Here is a 16,314-nt window from a genome sequence, read left to right on the forward strand (position 1 = left end):
GTCGATCTCCTCAGGGCGTATCCAGCGATGCCGCGTCATCGATGCCCGGCAATGGCAGGCGGACGCTCAGGCCGCCGCCGGCCCGCTGCTCGTAATGCGGTTCCCCGCCGAATTGATTGGCTAGTTGTCGCACGATGACCGAGCCGAGTCCGCCCTCACCGGGCTGGTCACCGGCAATGCCGACGCCGTCATCGACCACGTTGAGCAAAGGCACCCCGGCGGTGTCGCGCTTGAGGATGACCGTGATGGTGCCGGCGCGGCCGGCGGGGAAAGCGTGCTTGACGGCATTAGTCACCAGTTCTCCGACCAGGATACCCATCGTCGTCGCGTCGCGGGCACTGACCACGATGGGATCGAACTGCCCCACCAGCTTGATATTCCTGGTGTCACTCGCCGTCGCCGCGATATCCTCCAGCACGGCGTCGAGGAATTCGTCGGCGCTGGCCGTTTCAAGGTCGCCGCCCAGGCGCAGCCGGCGATGGGCCGAGGCGATGGAATGCACCCGTGACCGTGCCGCTTCCAGCGCCGCGCGCACCTCCTCGGACTTGCTGCGCAACAGTTGCAATCCCAGCAGCGACGACACCGTGGCGAGCGAATTGCCGATGCGATGATTGGCGTCCCGCAATAGCGCTTCGACCCGCTGCCGCTCCCGATCGGCATGTTCGCGCGCCTCTTCCAGGGCGCGCGTGCGATCCGCCACATGGGCTTCAAGAATCTCGTTCTCAGTGCGCAGCTGATCCTTGCTGCGTGCCAGCGCACTGACCTGACGCTGCGTGCGCGACAGCAGCATATAGGCAAGCACCACCGCACCGGCCAGAGCCGCGATGATGGCCCCCACCAGCCAGCGGCGCGACTGGTCGATCTGCCGGTTGCGATCGAGCAGCTTGGCGTTTTCTTCGCCGATGAACTGTTCGAGCGTGTGCCGCAGGCTGTCCATCAGCCGCTCGCCCATGCCGGTCCGGATCAGCGTCCGCGCTTCCGCGCCACGATCGGCCCCGACGAGCTGGATGGTGCGCGCCATCTCGGCCGTCTTGACCGCAATCTCGCTGGCAATGCTGCGCACCCGCTCGGCCTGCCGCGGATCGTCCTGCGTCATGGCCGTCAGCGTCTGCAGCCGCGTATCGATCGAGGCCGCCGCACGCCGATAGGGTTCGAAATAGCTCTCGTCGCGCGTCAGCAGATAGCCGCGCTGGCTGCTTTCGGCTTCGCTCAGCGATATGGTCAGCTCGCGCGCCTGGTTGCGCACATCATAGGTGTGGACCACATCGCCGATCTGCCGGTCGATGCCCCGCACCAGCACCAGCGCCGCTATGGCCGCCAGCACCACCAGCGCCAGCGAAGCAAGCACGGCCAGGCGCCGGGCTAGACGCTTTTGCGCCTCCGTTCCCCATTCCTGGCTGGCCAATCTGCTTGCGATGTTCATCGTGCTCATCTGCCCGCCGCCGGCCGCAAGCGGCTTGTTTCCTGCCGCTTCCCCTTGGCCGAGCGCAATGGCGGATTTGAGGCTTCCGGCCCGCTCATATCAGTGGCCGCCGCCGCTCCGCCGGCCCGCTCCAGCCCGCCAGTTCCATCAATCCGGCGACGTCCAGCACCTCGCAGGACCGGTCGAGCCAGCGGATCAGCGACTTGCCGGCGAGTTTGCGCAGCGTCTTGTTGGTGTGAACGATGGACAGCCCCAACGTATCGGCCACATGCATCTGGGTGATCGGCAGATAGAGGTTGCGCGGCGAGGCCAGGCCCACCGAGGCGGCGCGATGATAGAGAAATGCGATGAGATAGGCCGCCCGCTCTACCGCCGTGCGGCGCCCCAGGCTGAGCAGATGGTCATCCAGCATCCGCTCTTCCTGCGCCGCCAGCCAGGTGATGTCGAAGCCAAGACCGGGGTGATTGCGAAACAGTTCATTCAACCGGTCGCGCTGGAATACGCAGAGCACCAGCGGCGACAGGGCCTCCACCGAGTGCTGCATTTCCCCGATCACCGAGCCCTGCAGGCCCACCAGATCGCCGGGCAGCATGTAGTTGAGGATTTGCCGGCGCCCATCCGGCAACGTCTTGTAGCGGAAGGCCCAGCCGGACAGCAGCGTATAGAGATGAGCGCTATGGCTGCCTTCCGACAGCAGGGTCGTTCCCGTCTCTGCGACCAGCTCGCCGGTCTTGAACGACGAAATGAAACGCAGTTCCTGAGCCTCGAATTCGCGAAAGCCGGGCATGGCCCTGAGCGGGCATTGTTCGCAGGGAACCCTGCGTCCGGAACTGGGAAGGACGAGATTCAAAAGGCACCATTGACGCTGATGAAGTCATCAGCCCAACGCAACCGCGCCTTGGCCGTTCCCCAACATGTCAAACTTAAATGACAGTCGAGCCGATCGGGCCGCATGAGTACCGAAAGGTTGCGGAAATACCATGCTCACAGGCCAGACTGTCCTCATCATCGAAGATGAATTCCTGATCGCGCTCGACATCCAGCGCATTCTCGAACCCCTGGGCGCGGGCAAGACCCTGTTTGCCCGCACGACGGCGGAAGCCGAGGAACTGCGCGCGTTATGGCCCGAAATCGGTGTCGCCGTGATCGAAGTGCTGGCCCATGATGCCGAGCGCATGCAACTGGCCCGAGCCTTGAGCACCGCCGGTATTCCGGTCGTTCTGACCACGGCCGACATTACCGTCCGGCACGGTCTGGCCGACCTGTCGGCCTTTCCCCTGCTGGTCAAGCCAGTCCCCGAGGAAGCCTTTACGAGCGCCATCGGCGCGGCGCTCGCGGCCCGTTCCTAGAACGAGTGGTTGGTCGTGGTCACCTGGGCCGAAACCGCATCGGGACCATAATCGGCTTCGCCGGATATCTTGAGGATGTCCAGCAGTCGCGTGCGGGCGCGGCTCACCCGGCTCTTCATGGTGCCGACGGCGCAGTCGCAAATTTCGGCGGCTTCCTCATAGGAAAAACCCGAGGCCCCGATCAGGATCACCGCTTCGCGCTGGTCGTCGGGCAGTTGCGACAAGGCCTTCTTGAAGTCCTGCATATCCATCGAGCCGTATTGCGCCGGATGCACGGACAGGCGTTCGGTAAAGGCGCCGTCGCTGTCCTGCACCTCGCGGCCGCGCTTGCGCATCTGGCTGTAGAATTCATTGCGCAGGATGGTGAAGAGCCAGGCCTTGATATTGGTGCCCATCTCGAAGCTGGACTGCTTGGCCCAGGCCTTCATGACGGTGTCCTGCACCAGATCGTCGGCCTTGTCGTGCTTGCCGGTCAGCGAGACGGCGAAGGCTCGCAGGCTCGGAAGCGTCGCCAGCATTTCGCGCTTGAACGTCGTCGGTTCCGCGGTCATGCCGTCACTCTCCGTCACGAGCGGCGTTTTTTGCCTTCTGCGCCTGCTCGGCGCCATCGAGCTTCTCCAATAGGTCGAGCAATTGCTCGGGGACGCCTTCGTCCTGCACAGCCCCGTATAGGGCGCGCAAACGTGCGCCGATGTCCGTATTCGGACCCAGCCCATCGTCTGCCCGCCCCGCCTGCGTCCGCATGCGTTGCTGGGTCACCAGTTGTTCCTTCATCATACCGTGTCTAGACCGTCAGATCGTTGTATTTGCCGATCATAATGCCTGCCGTTGAAAAAAGTTCCTCACCCTTTGGAACTTTCTTCACGACACGCCGTTTTCCGGTTTCGTGCATCACGAGCCAAGCGTCACTGGGAGTTCACTTAATGACTTTGTCCACGCGGATCGCTCCGCATCTGCCGTATCTGCGGCGGTTCTCGCGCGCAGTTACCGGGTCGCAGACATCTGGCGATGCCTATGTCGCGGCCACCCTGGAAGCTCTCATCGCCGATATTTCGCTGTTTCCCGAGGCGAGCAACGACCGTATCGCGCTCTACAAGCTGTTTTCCGCCCTGTTTTCCTCATCGGCCGTCAAGGTGCCGCTGCCCACATCCAGCTATGCCTGGGAAAAGCGCGCAGCGACCAATCTGGCCAATCTTGCCCCCCGGCCGCGCCAGGCCTTCCTGCTGGTAGCCGTCGAGGGCTTCACCCATGCGCAGGCCGCCGAAATCCTGGGTGTCTCCGACACCGAATTCGGCGGGCTGCTCGAAGAAGCCTCGATCGAGATTTCCCGCCAGGTGGCGACCGAAATCATGATCATCGAGGACGAGCCGCTGATCGCCATGGATATCGAGCAACTGGTCGAGAGCCTGGGCCACAAGGTGGTCAGCGTCGCCCGCACCCACAAGGAAGCGGTCAATCTCTTCGCCCAGACCCAGCCCCGCATGATCCTGGCCGATATCCAGCTTGCCGATGGCAGCTCGGGCATCGATGCGGTCAACGACATCCTCAACCACCATTCGGTGCCGGTGATCTTCATCACCGCCTTCCCCGAACGCCTGCTGACCGGCGAGCGGCCCGAGCCGACCTTCCTTGTCACCAAGCCGTTCAACCCCGACATGGTCAAGGCGCTGATCAGCCAGGCGCTGTTCTTCGATGAAGGCTCGCGCGCCGCCGCCTAACGGCGCCCGCCCAACGGACACGGAAGGCCGGGCTTCCCGGCCTTTTTTGTTGCCCATCAGGAACCTGCCAACACCAGAACCGTTGTTGTTGCAAGACCTTCGTTCAGGAGAGTGACATGCTCTATTACGCACTCGTCTTCCTCGTGATTGCACTGATCGCCGGGGTTCTCGGCTTCGGCGGAGTTGCCGGTGCTTCCGCCGGGATCGCGCAGATCCTGTTCTTCCTGTTCCTGGCTTTTCTGGTCATCTCGCTGGTTGCCGGCTTCTTCCGCCGTGCTTGAGCGAAACCCTGCGGCCCGGCCAGGTTCCTGACGCGGCTTCGCCTCCGGGCGGGGCCGTTTTTGTTCCGGCCGCCTTTATGAGACTTCCCCTATGTCCGCCCCACCGCCCGACCGACAGATGCAGATGAGGCTCGATGCCTTGTCCGCCGGCTTGCGCGAAGGCGGGGTTTTCGTGCTGCACCAGGACTTCGATCATCGGTTCGACCTGGTGGAGAATCCCCCCGCGCTCTGGCCGCAGCGGGTCATGCTCGGCCGGGTCGAGGCCGATGTGCTGCCCGCCGAAATTGCCGCCGCTTTTGCCGACGCGGTGGAGCGCTGCCGTCAGGGCCAGGAAGGGACCATTACCTTCGAGTTGGGTGACGGTCTGCGGCGGCGTCATTTCGAAGCCCACATGCTGCCCGACGAGACCGGCGTCACCACCATCGTCACCGATACGACCGAAGAGCGTGCCCGCGATATCGCCGTTGCGTCACTGTTACGCGAAGTCAGCCACCGCTCCAAGAACCTGCTTGCCATCGTGCAGTCGGTGGCCATGCAGACCGCTCACCACAGCGACAATATCAAGGATTTCCTCGACCGCTTCCGCGGCCGGCTGCATGCCCTGTCCAGCACCCAGGATCTGGTGACCGAAAGCAACTGGCGCGGCACCTACCTGCAGTCGCTGATCGCCTCGCAGCTCATCCGGGTCGGGCCATCCGTGCTCGCCAATGTGCGGGTTACCGGCGAAAATCCGCTGCTCGGCCCCAATGCTTCGCTCCATATCGGTCTCGCCATCCACGAGCTGGGTGCCAATGCAATACTGCATGGCGCCCTGGCCAATGGCGATCCGGGGCAGGTCTGGATCGATGCGAAAGTGGTCAATGAGCCCGGCCAGCCGGCGGACCTGGTCATCGAGTGGCAGGAAACCGGCATCGACGCCGAACGCATTCGCCACGAACCCCATTTCGGCATGCTGGTCCTCGAACGCATCGTCCCCTTGTCCGTGGGGGGCACCGCCGACTTCAACATCGAAGCCGACAGCGTACGCTACCGGCTCGTCGTGCCGTCAGATCAGTTCGAGACCTGACCCGGCAGCAGATCGTCGATCCGTCCCGTCCAGTGGTAGACGGCCAGGCCGATCCATTCCTTCATCGCGACGCTGGTGGTCGCCAGGTTGGCCGTCAGGTCCGCGATATCGATGCCGAACGCTTCGCTGCCCGTGGTGCGATAGTCCGTCGGCCAGGCCGTGGCCACGATCCCCACCTTGCGAAACAGGCCCATGGACCGCGGCATGTGAAATGCCGAAGTCACCAGCAGGACAACGCCCGGCTCGGGGCCAAGCAGGGTCTTGGTGTAACCGGCATTCTCGTCGGTATTGCGTGCCTCGGTCTCCAGCACCAGCCGTTCCGGCGCAATGCCGAAGGCCAGCAGCAGGCGCTGCATGGTCACCGCTTCCGGCTCCGCGCCGGGCATGAGGCCGGCAATGCCGCCGGTGAGCACGATCCGGGCATCGGGATAGTGCTGCACCAGCCACAGGGTCTCCACCAGCCGATCGCCGGCTTCGTTGATTTCGGTGACGCCGCGCGCGGTGCTGATCTGCGACGAGGTGGCGCCGCCCAGCAACACGATGACATCCACCTTTGCGGGCAGTTCGGCTGGCCGCGCGAACCGCGCTTCAAGCGGCGCCATCAGCACCGCACCGATATTGGTGAAGCTGGCCGTGCCCAGCAGCAGCACAGCCAGGCCCATCAGCGCCCCAGCCCAGCGGCGCCGGCCCGAGGCCAGCAGCGCCAGCCCGGCAAGCCCCAGCAGAATGGTCAGGCTGATCGGCTGGGCCAGCAGCCAGAACAGCTTGGAAATCTCGTAGAACATGCGACGCCCCGTGGATTATGCGCGCACCATAGGCGAGGCTCGCCGCCGGCGCGAGCCCACCATCCCCAGCCGACCGGCCACAAGCGCATCATTTCCCTTGCTATGTTCACCGCTTATGCTTTTCTTGAGGGCGGTCAAGATTGCCAGCCTCATAATAAGGCAGTCGCCGGTCAGGAAGGCGCCCGTCTCGGCGGGCCAAGGGTGAATATGGCGCAAGCTGCTACCGCTGCTGCGGAGAAGTGGCCGGTCGTGGCTATCCACGACTTGCATAAATCGTTCGGCGAGCTGGAAGTGCTCAAGGGCATTTCATTCGCCGCCCGCGAGGGTGAAGTCGTCTCGCTGATCGGCTCCTCGGGCTCGGGCAAGTCCACCCTGCTGCGCTGCATCAACATGCTCGAAGTGCCCGATAGCGGTTCCGTCGCCATCGATGGCGAGCAGATCAAGCTGCGCGGCACCGGTCCGCACCGGCAGATCGGGGACGAACACCAGATCCGCCGCATCCGCTCCGAACTGGGCATGGTGTTCCAGAGCTTCAACCTGTGGGCCCATCTCACCATTCTCGAAAACGTCATGGAAGCGCCGCTGATCGTACAGAAGCGCGCTCGCGGCGAAGTGCAGGAAGAAGCGCTGGCCATGCTGGCCAAGGTCGGCATTCGCGAAAAGGCCGACGCCTATCCCGCCCAGCTTTCGGGCGGACAGCAGCAGCGCGCCGCCATTGCGCGCGCCCTCTGCATCAATCCGCGCGTCATGCTGTTCGACGAGCCGACCTCGGCGCTGGACCCCGAACTCGAAGTCGAGGTGCTGCGCGTCATCAAGGTGCTGGCCGATGAGGGCCGGACCATGATCCTGGTCACCCACGACATGGATTTCGCCCGCTCGGTCAGCGACCGCGTCATCTTCCTGCATCAGGGCATGATCGAGGAAGAGGGCGCGCCCGAGCAGATATTCGGCGCCACGAAATCGACGCGCCTCAAGCAATTCCTCAATGCCGCCAACCATGAATAGGAGGGCGGCATCGATGACAAGTCCCGGGAAACGGGCAAGAAGCAAGAATAACCAATGGAGAAACAGATGAAGAAGCTCATCCTCGCGGCGACGGCCATCCTGGCCCTCGGCTCCGCGACACAGGCGCAGGAAACCGTGCGCATTGCCACCGAGGGCGCCTATGCGCCCTGGAACTTCCTCGACAATAGCGGCGCGCCCGCCGGCTTCGAGATCGATCTGGGCAACGCCATCTGCGCCCAGGCAGGCATCACCTGCGAATTCATTATCAACGACTGGGACTCGATCATCCCCAACCTGCTCGCGGGCAACTACGACGTGATCATGGCCGGCATGTCGATCACCGACGAGCGCCTCGAGACCATTGACTTCTCGCAGAACTACTTCCCGCCCGATCCGTCCAGGTTCGCCGCCGCCGCCGGCAGTGGCATTGACGCTTCGGCACTCGAAGGCAAGCGCATCGGCGTCCAGGGTGGCACCATCCAGGCTGCCTATGCCGAAGAAAATCTCGGCGCGACCAACACCGTGGTCTCCTTCGGCACCGCCGACCAGGCCATGGCCGACCTGGCCGCCGGCAACCTCGACACTATCCTGGCCGATGGCGCCTATCTCGAGCCGGTCGTCACCGCCTCAAGCGGCGCGCTGGAATTCGTCGGCGAGGACATCATGATCGGCAACGGCGTCGGCGCGGGTATCCGCAAGGATGAAGCCGAACTCAAGGCCAAGTTCGACGACGCCCTGACCGCCCTCAAGAAGGACGGCACGGTCGACAAGCTGATCGCACAGTGGTTCGAGGGCCGCGGGCCGTATTTCGCTGAATAATCGAAGCCTCCAAACGCTCGGTCACCCCTCTCCCCTGGTGGGAGAGGGTGGATCGCGCATAGCGCGAGACGGGTGAGGGGGATGCCTCCGCATATGCCGACCATCGAAACATCGCTGCCCCCTCATCCGCCCCTTCGGGGCACCTTCTCCCACGAGGGAAGAAGGATGGCCGGTGGCTGGCCCAAGTCATGAGCGAAGATCTCACCTTCTGGCTGAGCTACATCACCAACGGCAAGCATCTCACCTGGTATGCGAGCTTCCAGTTCACCATTTTCGCTGCCGTCCTTGGCGGCACGCTGGCCGTCGTCTTCGGCCTGATCGGCGCGACCCTCAAGAATTCGCGGTTGCTGCCGCTTCGCCTCATCGGCACATTCTATTCCTCGATCGTGCGCGGCGTGCCCGATGTGCTGTTCTTCCTGTTCTTCCCGCTGGCTTTCGAACAGGCGGTGGAATGGGTTATTGCCAGCCAGGTCTGTACGCCGGACATGCTCGCCGCCCAATCCGCCGCCTGGCCGCCCTGCAAGGAGGCCAACTGGTTTCTCGGCACACCGGAATATCTCATTCTCGCCTCGGTCTCGCTGGGGCTGGTCTATGGCGCCTTTACCACCAACGTCATCCACGGCGCCCTGCGTTCGGTGCCCAAGGGGCAGCTCGAAGCCGCCCGCGCCTATGGGATGAGCGCCGGCCAGTTGCTGTGGCGCGTCCATATCCGCCAGATGTGGGTCTATGCCCTGCCCGGTCTCTCCAATGTCTGGATGCTGATCATCAAGGCGACTTCGCTGCTCTCGCTGCTGCAGATCGCCGACATCGTGCTGTGGGCCGACCGGCTCGGCGCACCCAATTTCCTGCCCGCCGTCGGGCTCGTGCATGAAGACTGGCGCTGGCGCTATTACCTGGTGCTGTTCGTCTTCTATATCCTGGTGACCTTGCTCTCCGAAAAGGTCTTCGAAGCCATCATGCGGCGCGCCGGCCGCGGCATCCTCAGCGAGGTGCGCGACTGATGGAGCGCTTCCTCGACGAACTCGCCCTCTTCGCCCCGGCCGTGGTGTTCAATGTCTATTTCGCCGCGGCATCCATTCCGCTTGGCTTCGTCTGCGCCATCTTCCTGGCACTGGGCAAGGCGTCGGCCAATCCGCTGATCTCGCGACTGAGCCGCGGCTACATCTATGCCTTCCGCGGCTCACCGCTCTTCATCCAGTTCTTCATGCTCTATTCGCTGGCGCTGTCCTTCAATGTCGCGGTGTGGAAGCCGATGGGCCTGTCGTGGTTCGTGCTGCATCCGTTGTTCATCGGCCCGCTGGTGCTGACACTGAATACGGCCGCCTATACCGCCGAGATTTTCTATGGCGCCCTGCGCGCCGTGCCGCGCGGCGAGGTCGAGGCGGCGCGCGCCTATGGCATGTCCAGGGTCCAGCAGTTCCGCCACGTCATCTGGCCCAATCTCATTCGCCTCGCCTGGCCCGCCTATACCAACGAGGTGGTGTTCCTGTTCCACGCCACGGCCATCGTCTATTTCGCTTTGCCGGTCATCGGCCAGCAGAAGGATCTGATGGTCACCGCCAAGGAGCTGTTCGAGCGCGACTACAACGCCTTCCTGCATTTCTCCGTTGCCGCGCTCTACTTCCTGGCCGTATCGCTGGTGGTTTTCTTTCTGTTCGGACAGGTCTATCGACGGCTGATGCGCCATATGCCGGCCGCGCCCGGCCTGCGCTTCGCGCCAAAATGGCTGCGCTGAGAGAGACGAAATGACTTTTACACTGCATCGCACCGCGCTGGCGGGGGACACACCCGGCGCCACCACCGAGCTCTACTGGTATACGGCCGGCCCCGAGGATGCCGCGATGAAGGTGCATCTGCAGGCGGCCTTGCATGCCGACGAGCAGCCCGGCACCATGGCGCTGCACCACCTGCTGCCCCGGTTGCGCGACGCCGATGCCGCCGGCCAACTCAAGGCCCACTTCACCATCTTCCCATCGGTGAACCCGCTGGGCCTCGCCAATTATGCGCTGCGCCATCATATCGGCCGCTACGACATCGAGACCGGCGTCAACTACAACCGCCGCTGGCCCGATCTCTATCCCCAGGTCGCCGAGGCCATCGCCGGCCGGCTGGGCCGTGACCCGGGGGCCAATATCGCCATCATCCGCGCCGCCGTCGCCGACTGGATCGACAGCCAGCAGCCCCGCACTGCGATCCAGCAGCTCCGCCTGCTGGTGCTCAGATCCGCGGCAGTGTCCGATATCGTGCTCGACCTGCATTGCGACGACGACAGCCTCAAGCACATCTTCACCTCGCCCGAACTGATGCCGGGCCTGCAGGATCTCGCCGACTGGATGGGCGTTGTCGCCACCCTCACCGCCGAGGATAGCGGCGGCGGTTCGTTCGACGAGGTGCTGCCCACGCTCTATCGCAAGGCGCGCCTCGCCCACCCCGATCACCCCATTCCATCAGGCGCCGAAACGGCGACGCTGGAATATCGCGGCCGGGCCGACAGCTTCGATGCCATCGGTGCCGAGGATGCGGCTGGCCTGTTCGGCTTTTTCGCCACCCGTGGCCTCATCGCGGCAGACCCGGGGGCACGGCCAGTTCCAGCGCCCGGGCCAACCCCGTTCGAGGCGACCGAGGTCCTGCGCGTCGATGCGCCGGGCCTGCTGGCCTATCGCGTCGCACTTGGCGACCGCGTGCGCAAGGGCCAGCCCATCGCCGATCTCATCGCCATGGACGGCCCGGACGCCTTCATGGCCCGTCGGCCGATCCTCGCCGGAACCGACGGCTTCGTGCTGTCGCGCGTCACAGGGAAATACGTGGTGCGCGGCGCCGGCATCGCCAAGATCGTCGGGAGCGAGGTGTTGCCGACACGCGCCGGGGCGTACCTGCTGGAAGACTGAGACGTGGCCCGCTCGCGCGCCTACACCTTCCACCGGCAGACGGGGTGCGCTACCCCGCCAATGCCGTCAGCTTTGCCTCGGCCTCGGCCTTCAGCGCCGGCGCCCTCGGCAGGACATGCGTCAGCAGGTAGTGCGGCAGGTCGATATGGTCGAGCGGGCGGGCAAAGTAGAAACCCTGCAACTGGTGGCAGGCGATCTCGGACAGGAACTCGGCCTGTTCCCTGGTCTCCACGCCCTCGGCGGTGATCTTGAGCTTCAAGGTCTTGCCCAGCGAGGCAATCGCCTTGAGGATGTCGCGCGCCACCTCATCGTCGCTCGACGCATCGACGAAGGAGCGGTCGATCTTGATCTTGTCGAACGGGAATTTGAGCAGGTAGCTCAGGCTCGAATAGCCGGTGCCGAAATCGTCCATGGCGATGGTGACGCCCAGCGCGCGGATTTCGCCCAGCTTTTCCACGACCTCTTCCGGATTTTCCATCAGCAGGCCTTCGGTGATCTCGATTTCGAGCCGCGGCGCCGCCAATCCTGACACGGCCAGAGCCCGCTTCACCACGAGGGAAATGTCGGAGCGGCGGAAATGCTTGGCCGACAGGTTCACCGCGACGGTCAGGTGATCCGGCCAGTTCACCGCCGCCAGACACGCCTGCACGATGGTCCAATCGCCGATATCCACGATGAGGTTGGACTGTTCGGCAATCGGAATGAACTCGGCCGGCGGCACCAGGCCGCGGATCGGGTGGTTCCAGCGCACCAGCGCCTCGAAGCCCGTCGGCTTGCCATCATCGGCCGATACCAGCGGCTGATAATAGAGTACCAGTTCGTTGTTCTGGATCGCGTCGCGCAGTTCCACCTCGAGCAGCCGCCGCTCGCGCGCTTCGGAATCCATCTGGCTCTCGAAGAAGCGGTAGACCGAGCGGCCATCCGCCTTGGCGCGGTAGAGCGCCAGGTCGGCATTGCGCAGGATCTGGTCGGGCCGCGTGCCATTCATCGGCGCCATGGCGATGCCGATGCTGACCCCGATATTGACCTGGTCGTCATCGATCACATACGCCCGCCTTATATCCTCGATCATGCGGGCCGCCAGGCCTCCGACGCTCTCCACATTGCAGTCATTGGGCAGGATGACCGCGAATTCGTCGCCGCCCAGCCGCGCCACCAGATCGGTTTCGCGCACCATCGCCTGGATGCGCCGCGCCACCTGCGTCAGCAGCCTGTCGCCCGCCATATGGCCACGGCTGTCATTGACCGACTTGAACTGGTCGAGATCGAGGAACATCACCGAGAATGGCGTGCCGTAGCGCTCCAGCCGCGCCACGCAGGAATTGAGCTGCTCGGTGAACTTGGTGCGGTTGAGCAGGCCCGTCATCGGATCGTGATGTGCCAGGATGGTGATCCGCCGCTCGGCCACCTTGCGCTCGGTGATGTCGGAGCCGGTGCCGATATAGCCCAGGTAGTTGCCGGATTCGTCATAGGCCGGCTTGCCGGTCAGGCTCCACCAGCACTCCTTGCCATCGGCGGTAACCCGCAATTCGATATCCTGGAAGGTCTGCCGGCCCTGCACGTCCCGCTCCGCATGCGCCATCAGCGGGTCGCCGGGCGGGGTGATGCAACGCAGGAAATGCACGAAGTCGGCCCCTAGCAGCGCCTCCTCGGAGACCCCTGTCGCAGCCGTGAAACCGCCGGACATGCGGTTGATCGCGCCTTCGGCATCAAAACCCCAAATCCAGTCCGAGGTGCTTTGCTCGAATTCACGCAACAGCAAGCCGATGATCTCGCGCTTTTCCTTGAGCTGGGTTTCCGACGCCCGATGCGCCACGAAAGCGGCGGCGTGATTGAGCGTGATGATCACCATGACGAAGGTGAAACCCATCAGCAGAGTGCCATGCACCCAGACGTCGGGGGTGGTGTCGAGCCCGAGCACGGTCCCCAGCGCACCGATGATGAGGGGTATGGAGAAAGCCGCCAGCGCCTGCGGATAATTGACCAGCGCCATCATCGAGACGCAGAGCAGGCCGCCCGCCCCTATGGTCGCCGCGCCGCGAATGGCCGGGTCCTGGTCCATCGGCAGCACGCTCAGCACGAAGCCCCACAGGCTCCCCAGCAGCAGCGCATAGACGATGGTCCGCATTACCGACCGGCGCGGCGGCGCGTCCGTGTTGTCCTGCGGATGCACGAAGGCCAGGTAGGTGCCGTGCAGGCCGATCATGAGAATGACGCCGATGGCGGCCAGGATCGGCCAGAACCGCGTGGTCTGCCAGGTGAGGATCAGGAAGACAGCCGAGACCACCACCGAGGCCACCAGCATGGCTGGCGTCATGCGCGTCACCGAACCCAGTTGCTGGCGCAGCAGCTTGTCGCGAACATGCGGCGACAGCCCGTCCGCACCGATGGCGCGGTCGACAAAGCCGTTGATCAGGGAAATCAGGCCCGAACCCGGTGCGACGCTCATACCCTAACATGCGGTGGCGACACTTAATTTTGCGTGTGTTGGGGCTTTCGCGCTCAAGCAAAATTGCTGCGAATGACTGACGATTTAGCCCAAACATTGCCGATTGCGGGTTACGCAAAATAAACCGAGGCGCTTAAGCCGTTTTTTAAGCGCCACCAGTAGTTTTGCTCCTCTAAAGGGCGAAAAGTCCCCATTTGGAGAGCGTCTATGACCACCAAGACCAATTCGGTTCCCGAAGCCGCGCTGACCGGCAGCCTGCGTGACTTCCGCAGCCCCGAAGGTCCGGACCTGATCCATCGGGCCGACGGCTTCTACGATTGGCAGAACCTGCGCCGCGAACATGAGCTGTGGCCCTATGCGCGCTCGACCTCCACCGCCCCCCAGGCGCGCTGCGAGGCCCGCAGCGATACCGGCGAGACCTTCTCGGGCATCAACTTCGCCAGCCAGGACTATCTGAGCCTGTCATCGCACCCCGCCGTCAAGGCAGCGGCCATCGCGGCGATCAACGAATATGGCGTCCATAGCGCCGGCTCGGCCGCCTTGCTCGGCAACACCGCCAATTCCCTGCTGCTCGAACAGGGCCTCTCCCAGTTCCTCGGCGGCCGCGAAGTCGTGCTCTACCCCACGGGCTGGGCGGCGGGCTATGGCTCGGTGCAGGGCTTCGTCCGCGCCAACGACCATGTGGTGATGGATATCCTCGCCCATTCGTGCCTGCAGGAAGGCGCCAAGGCCGCGACCCAGAACATCCACTATCATGGCCACCTCAACCTCGAAGCCCTGGCCCGCAAGCTTTCGCGCATTCGCGCCAACGACGCGGAAAACGGCATCATGGTGGTCACCGAGAGCCTGTTCTCGATGCATTCCGACACGCCGGACCTGCTGGCCATGCGCGCGCTCTGCGACGAGTTCGGCGCCACCCTGCTGGTCGATTGCGCCCATGACCTGGGCTCCATCGGCGAGGACGGTCTCGGCCATCTCGGGCTGCAGAACGCCCTGGACGCCGCCGATATCATCATCGGCAGTTTTTCCAAGACCTTCGGCTCCAATGGCGGCTTCATCGCCGTCAAGAGCCGGGCAACCGCCGAATATCTCAAATATTACAGCGCGACCCACACCTTCTCGAATGCCCTCTCCCCGGTGCAGGCGGCAAGCGTGCTCTGCGCGCTCAATATCGTGCGCTCCGAGGAGGGCCGCCTGCTGCGCCGCAAGCTGATGGACAACATCCTCTACCTGCGTGCCGAAATGACCCGCGCCGGCCTCGAAACCCTGGGCGATCCATCGCCCATCGTGCCGGTGCGGCTTGGCCTTGAAGGCGTCGGCCGCTTTGCCAGCCGCCACCTGATGGCCATGGGCGGCATCGCCAATCTCGTCGAATACCCGGCCGTGCCGCAGGGCGGCGCCCGCTTCCGCTTCCAGGTCATGGCATCCCATACGCGGGACGACATCGACCAGGTCGTGGCCATCCTGGCCCGGGCCATGCGCGAGGCCGATCTGGAATACCGCCTCGGCCATGAGGGCCAGCAGGATGCGAACCGCACCCGCGCCGCCAGCGCCGCGGCCTGACGGAGACCAACATGGGCCATGCCCTCAAGCTGCTTGCAGTCGACGACGATGCGCCGTCAGCCGAACTGATCGTGCGGGTGGCGGAGCGCTGCGGCTACGACGCCTTCGCCACCTCCGACTCGCGCGGGGTAATCAATCTGGTGGCCGCCTTGCGGCCCGACGTGATGGCGGTGGACATTTCCATGCCCCATGTCGACGCCATCGAGCTGTTCCGCATGCTGGCCGAGGCCAAATATCCGGGCGATATCATCATCGTCAGCGGCCAGGACGAACAGACCCTGAGCATGGTGCAGCGCGCCGCCGAGCTGATGGGCCTGCGCCGCCCGCATGTGCACCAGAAGCCCCTCGACTTCGCCCATTTGCGCGAAACCCTGACGAAGCGGCTGGCAAAAGCGGGTTGATCGGCTGGGTCCGCGCGGTTCCGACCTCGCGGCGATACTTTCACCGCGTCATTCCCGCGAAAGCGGGAATCCACGGCACCAAAGGAAGATTCCCGCTTTCGCGGGAATGACACCGAGCTACGAGAAGTAGCATCGGAGCAAACGGTAGGGGCCGGTCGTAACCGCCCTACCCTACATTCATCGCCGCTTCAGGGGTCTTCGGTCCCAGCACGGCCTGCATCTTGCCCAGCAGGCGGGGCAAATCCACCGGCTTGGTATCGAAGTCGATGCAGCCGGCGGCCAGCGCATTGGCGCGGTCGCTTTCGAAGGCGCTGGCGGTCAGCGCGATGATCGGCAAGGCCGCCGTTTCCGGGTCGGAGCGAATGCGGCGCGTGGCCTCGCAGCCATCCATTTCCCCCAGGCCGATATCCATCAGGATCACGTCGGGCATCAGCGCCTTGGCGGCGGCGATGCCGCTGGGCCCGTCTTCGGCGAAGCGGATGGAAAAGCCGCGCCGCTCCAGCCTTCGGCCGAGCACGTCGCGATTGATCGGATTGTCTTCGACGATGAGAACAAGGGCCATCGGTA

18 protein-coding genes are annotated in these 16,314 nt (G+C 64.2%); 11 read left to right on the top strand and 7 right to left on the bottom strand.

Features of this window, described 5'->3' with window-relative positions; all coding sequences use genetic code 11:
* Positions 1–10 precede the first annotated feature (10 nt).
* Positions 11–1,423 carry a CHASE3 domain-containing protein gene (locus ASD04_RS07560; RefSeq protein WP_156461154.1) on the bottom strand — a complete coding sequence of 471 codons (1,413 nt, stop codon included), beginning with the start codon at positions 1,421–1,423 and terminating at the stop codon, positions 11–13.
* Between the two features lie 94 nt (positions 1,424–1,517).
* On the bottom strand, positions 1,518–2,210 hold the full coding sequence (locus tag ASD04_RS07565) for a Crp/Fnr family transcriptional regulator (protein WP_082531062.1): 693 nt from the start codon (positions 2,208–2,210) through the stop codon (positions 1,518–1,520).
* A 193-nt stretch (positions 2,211–2,403) separates the two neighbouring features.
* Here ASD04_RS07565 and ASD04_RS07570 point away from each other — a divergent pair, with 193 nt between their 5' ends.
* Positions 2,404–2,772, top strand: coding sequence for a response regulator (locus tag ASD04_RS07570; RefSeq protein WP_056254863.1), 369 nt, complete (start codon positions 2,404–2,406; stop codon positions 2,770–2,772).
* On the opposite strand, the gene ASD04_RS07575 is transcribed toward ASD04_RS07570, so the two are convergent.
* Together ASD04_RS07575 and ASD04_RS07580 are read right to left on the bottom strand one after the other, a co-directional pair.
* Entirely contained in the window at positions 2,769–3,323 is a 555-nt protein-coding gene (locus ASD04_RS07575; RefSeq protein WP_056254866.1) for an RNA polymerase sigma factor, read from the bottom strand. The two genes, ASD04_RS07570 and ASD04_RS07575, sit on opposite strands and share 4 nt — an antisense overlap.
* Before the next feature lie 4 nt (positions 3,324–3,327).
* Positions 3,328–3,546, bottom strand: a complete 219-nt coding sequence (locus ASD04_RS07580; RefSeq protein ID WP_056229935.1) for a NepR family anti-sigma factor — start codon at positions 3,544–3,546, stop codon at positions 3,328–3,330.
* A gap of 149 nt (positions 3,547–3,695) precedes the next feature.
* Between ASD04_RS07580 and ASD04_RS07585 the strand changes: the two genes are divergently transcribed.
* The 3 genes from ASD04_RS07585 to ASD04_RS07590 all read left to right on the top strand — a co-directional run bounded on the left by ASD04_RS07585 (position 3,696) and on the right by ASD04_RS07590 (position 5,837).
* On the top strand, positions 3,696–4,490 hold the full coding sequence (locus ASD04_RS07585) for a response regulator (protein WP_056254869.1): 795 nt from the start codon (positions 3,696–3,698) through the stop codon (positions 4,488–4,490).
* A 116-nt stretch (positions 4,491–4,606) separates the two neighbouring features.
* The gene (locus ASD04_RS19115) at positions 4,607–4,771 is read left to right on the top strand and encodes a DUF1328 domain-containing protein (protein ID WP_082531063.1); all 165 of its coding nucleotides are present in this window, start codon (positions 4,607–4,609) and stop codon (positions 4,769–4,771) included.
* A gap of 91 nt (positions 4,772–4,862) precedes the next feature.
* On the top strand, positions 4,863–5,837 hold the full coding sequence (locus ASD04_RS07590; protein WP_082531064.1) for a sensor histidine kinase: 975 nt from the start codon (positions 4,863–4,865) through the stop codon (positions 5,835–5,837).
* Here ASD04_RS07590 and ASD04_RS07595 read toward each other — a convergent pair.
* Positions 5,822–6,622: a YdcF family protein gene (locus tag ASD04_RS07595; RefSeq protein ID WP_056254875.1), complete on the bottom strand. Its 801-nt coding sequence runs from the start codon at positions 6,620–6,622 to the stop codon at positions 5,822–5,824. The two genes, ASD04_RS07590 and ASD04_RS07595, sit on opposite strands and share 16 nt — an antisense overlap.
* Positions 6,623–6,829: 207 nt before the next feature.
* Between ASD04_RS07595 and ASD04_RS07600 the strand changes: the two genes are divergently transcribed.
* From ASD04_RS07600 to ASD04_RS07620, 5 genes are all read left to right on the top strand, one after another.
* Positions 6,830–7,627 carry an amino acid ABC transporter ATP-binding protein gene (locus ASD04_RS07600; protein ID WP_056254878.1) on the top strand — a complete coding sequence of 266 codons (798 nt, stop codon included), beginning with the start codon at positions 6,830–6,832 and terminating at the stop codon, positions 7,625–7,627.
* Positions 7,628–7,693: 66 nt separating this feature from the next.
* Positions 7,694–8,446: a transporter substrate-binding domain-containing protein gene (locus ASD04_RS07605; protein ID WP_056254880.1), complete on the top strand. Its 753-nt coding sequence runs from the start codon at positions 7,694–7,696 to the stop codon at positions 8,444–8,446.
* 188 nt (positions 8,447–8,634) lie between these two features.
* Positions 8,635–9,447 carry an ABC transporter permease subunit gene (locus tag ASD04_RS07610; RefSeq protein ID WP_056254881.1) on the top strand — a complete coding sequence of 271 codons (813 nt, stop codon included), beginning with the start codon at positions 8,635–8,637 and terminating at the stop codon, positions 9,445–9,447.
* Positions 9,447–10,181, top strand: a complete 735-nt coding sequence (locus ASD04_RS07615; RefSeq protein ID WP_056254884.1) for an ABC transporter permease subunit — start codon at positions 9,447–9,449, stop codon at positions 10,179–10,181. The genes ASD04_RS07610 and ASD04_RS07615 overlap by 1 nt, the downstream gene beginning before the upstream one ends.
* Positions 10,182–10,191: 10 nt before the next feature.
* The gene (locus tag ASD04_RS07620; RefSeq protein ID WP_056254888.1) at positions 10,192–11,334 is read left to right on the top strand and encodes a M14 family metallopeptidase; all 1,143 of its coding nucleotides are present in this window, start codon (positions 10,192–10,194) and stop codon (positions 11,332–11,334) included.
* Positions 11,335–11,383: 49 nt separating this feature from the next.
* Here ASD04_RS07620 and ASD04_RS19975 read toward each other — a convergent pair whose 3' ends face one another.
* Complete coding sequence (locus ASD04_RS19975) at positions 11,384–13,783, bottom strand: bifunctional diguanylate cyclase/phosphodiesterase (protein ID WP_056254891.1); 2,400 nt, start codon at positions 13,781–13,783, stop codon at positions 11,384–11,386.
* A 207-nt stretch (positions 13,784–13,990) separates the two neighbouring features.
* Here ASD04_RS19975 and ASD04_RS07630 point away from each other — a divergent pair, with 207 nt between their 5' ends.
* Positions 13,991–15,346 carry a pyridoxal phosphate-dependent aminotransferase family protein gene (locus ASD04_RS07630; protein ID WP_082531065.1) on the top strand — a complete coding sequence of 452 codons (1,356 nt, stop codon included), beginning with the start codon at positions 13,991–13,993 and terminating at the stop codon, positions 15,344–15,346.
* A gap of 11 nt (positions 15,347–15,357) precedes the next feature.
* Positions 15,358–15,747 (top strand): response regulator, encoded by a 390-nt coding sequence (locus ASD04_RS07635; RefSeq protein WP_056254894.1) that lies wholly within the window; start codon positions 15,358–15,360, stop codon positions 15,745–15,747.
* Positions 15,748–15,913: 166 nt separating this feature from the next.
* Here the strand turns inward: ASD04_RS07635 and ASD04_RS07640 are convergent, their stop codons facing one another.
* Positions 15,914–16,309, bottom strand: coding sequence for a response regulator (locus tag ASD04_RS07640; RefSeq protein WP_056254896.1), 396 nt, complete (start codon positions 16,307–16,309; stop codon positions 15,914–15,916).
* Positions 16,310–16,314 lie beyond the last annotated feature (5 nt).

The sequence above is a fragment of the Devosia sp. Root436 genome (genome assembly GCF_001426345.1).
Classification (GTDB): Bacteria; Pseudomonadota; Alphaproteobacteria; order Rhizobiales; family Devosiaceae; genus Devosia.

Bases quoted from the DNA above. Each gene is read 5' to 3' on its own strand.
- ASD04_RS07560 (WP_156461154.1), bottom strand. From the start codon at position 1,423: ATGAACATCGCAAGCAGATTGGCCAGCCAGGAATGGGGAACGGAGGCG.
- ASD04_RS07565 (WP_082531062.1), bottom strand. From the start codon at position 2,210: ATGCCCGGCTTTCGCGAATTCGAGGCTCAGGAACTGCGTTTCATTTCG.
- ASD04_RS07570 (WP_056254863.1), top strand. From the start codon at position 2,404: ATGCTCACAGGCCAGACTGTCCTCATCATCGAAGATGAATTCCTGATC.
- ASD04_RS07575 (WP_056254866.1), bottom strand. From the start codon at position 3,323: ATGACCGCGGAACCGACGACGTTCAAGCGCGAAATGCTGGCGACGCTT.
- ASD04_RS07580 (WP_056229935.1), bottom strand. From the start codon at position 3,546: ATGAAGGAACAACTGGTGACCCAGCAACGCATGCGGACGCAGGCGGGG.
- ASD04_RS07585 (WP_056254869.1), top strand. From the start codon at position 3,696: ATGACTTTGTCCACGCGGATCGCTCCGCATCTGCCGTATCTGCGGCGG.
- ASD04_RS19115 (WP_082531063.1), top strand. From the start codon at position 4,607: ATGCTCTATTACGCACTCGTCTTCCTCGTGATTGCACTGATCGCCGGG.
- ASD04_RS07590 (WP_082531064.1), top strand. From the start codon at position 4,863: ATGTCCGCCCCACCGCCCGACCGACAGATGCAGATGAGGCTCGATGCC.
- ASD04_RS07595 (WP_056254875.1), bottom strand. From the start codon at position 6,622: ATGTTCTACGAGATTTCCAAGCTGTTCTGGCTGCTGGCCCAGCCGATC.
- ASD04_RS07600 (WP_056254878.1), top strand. From the start codon at position 6,830: ATGGCGCAAGCTGCTACCGCTGCTGCGGAGAAGTGGCCGGTCGTGGCT.
- ASD04_RS07605 (WP_056254880.1), top strand. From the start codon at position 7,694: ATGAAGAAGCTCATCCTCGCGGCGACGGCCATCCTGGCCCTCGGCTCC.
- ASD04_RS07610 (WP_056254881.1), top strand. From the start codon at position 8,635: ATGAGCGAAGATCTCACCTTCTGGCTGAGCTACATCACCAACGGCAAG.
- ASD04_RS07615 (WP_056254884.1), top strand. From the start codon at position 9,447: ATGGAGCGCTTCCTCGACGAACTCGCCCTCTTCGCCCCGGCCGTGGTG.
- ASD04_RS07620 (WP_056254888.1), top strand. From the start codon at position 10,192: ATGACTTTTACACTGCATCGCACCGCGCTGGCGGGGGACACACCCGGC.
- ASD04_RS19975 (WP_056254891.1), bottom strand. From the start codon at position 13,783: ATGAGCGTCGCACCGGGTTCGGGCCTGATTTCCCTGATCAACGGCTTT.
- ASD04_RS07630 (WP_082531065.1), top strand. From the start codon at position 13,991: ATGACCACCAAGACCAATTCGGTTCCCGAAGCCGCGCTGACCGGCAGC.
- ASD04_RS07635 (WP_056254894.1), top strand. From the start codon at position 15,358: ATGGGCCATGCCCTCAAGCTGCTTGCAGTCGACGACGATGCGCCGTCA.
- ASD04_RS07640 (WP_056254896.1), bottom strand. From the start codon at position 16,309: ATGGCCCTTGTTCTCATCGTCGAAGACAATCCGATCAATCGCGACGTG.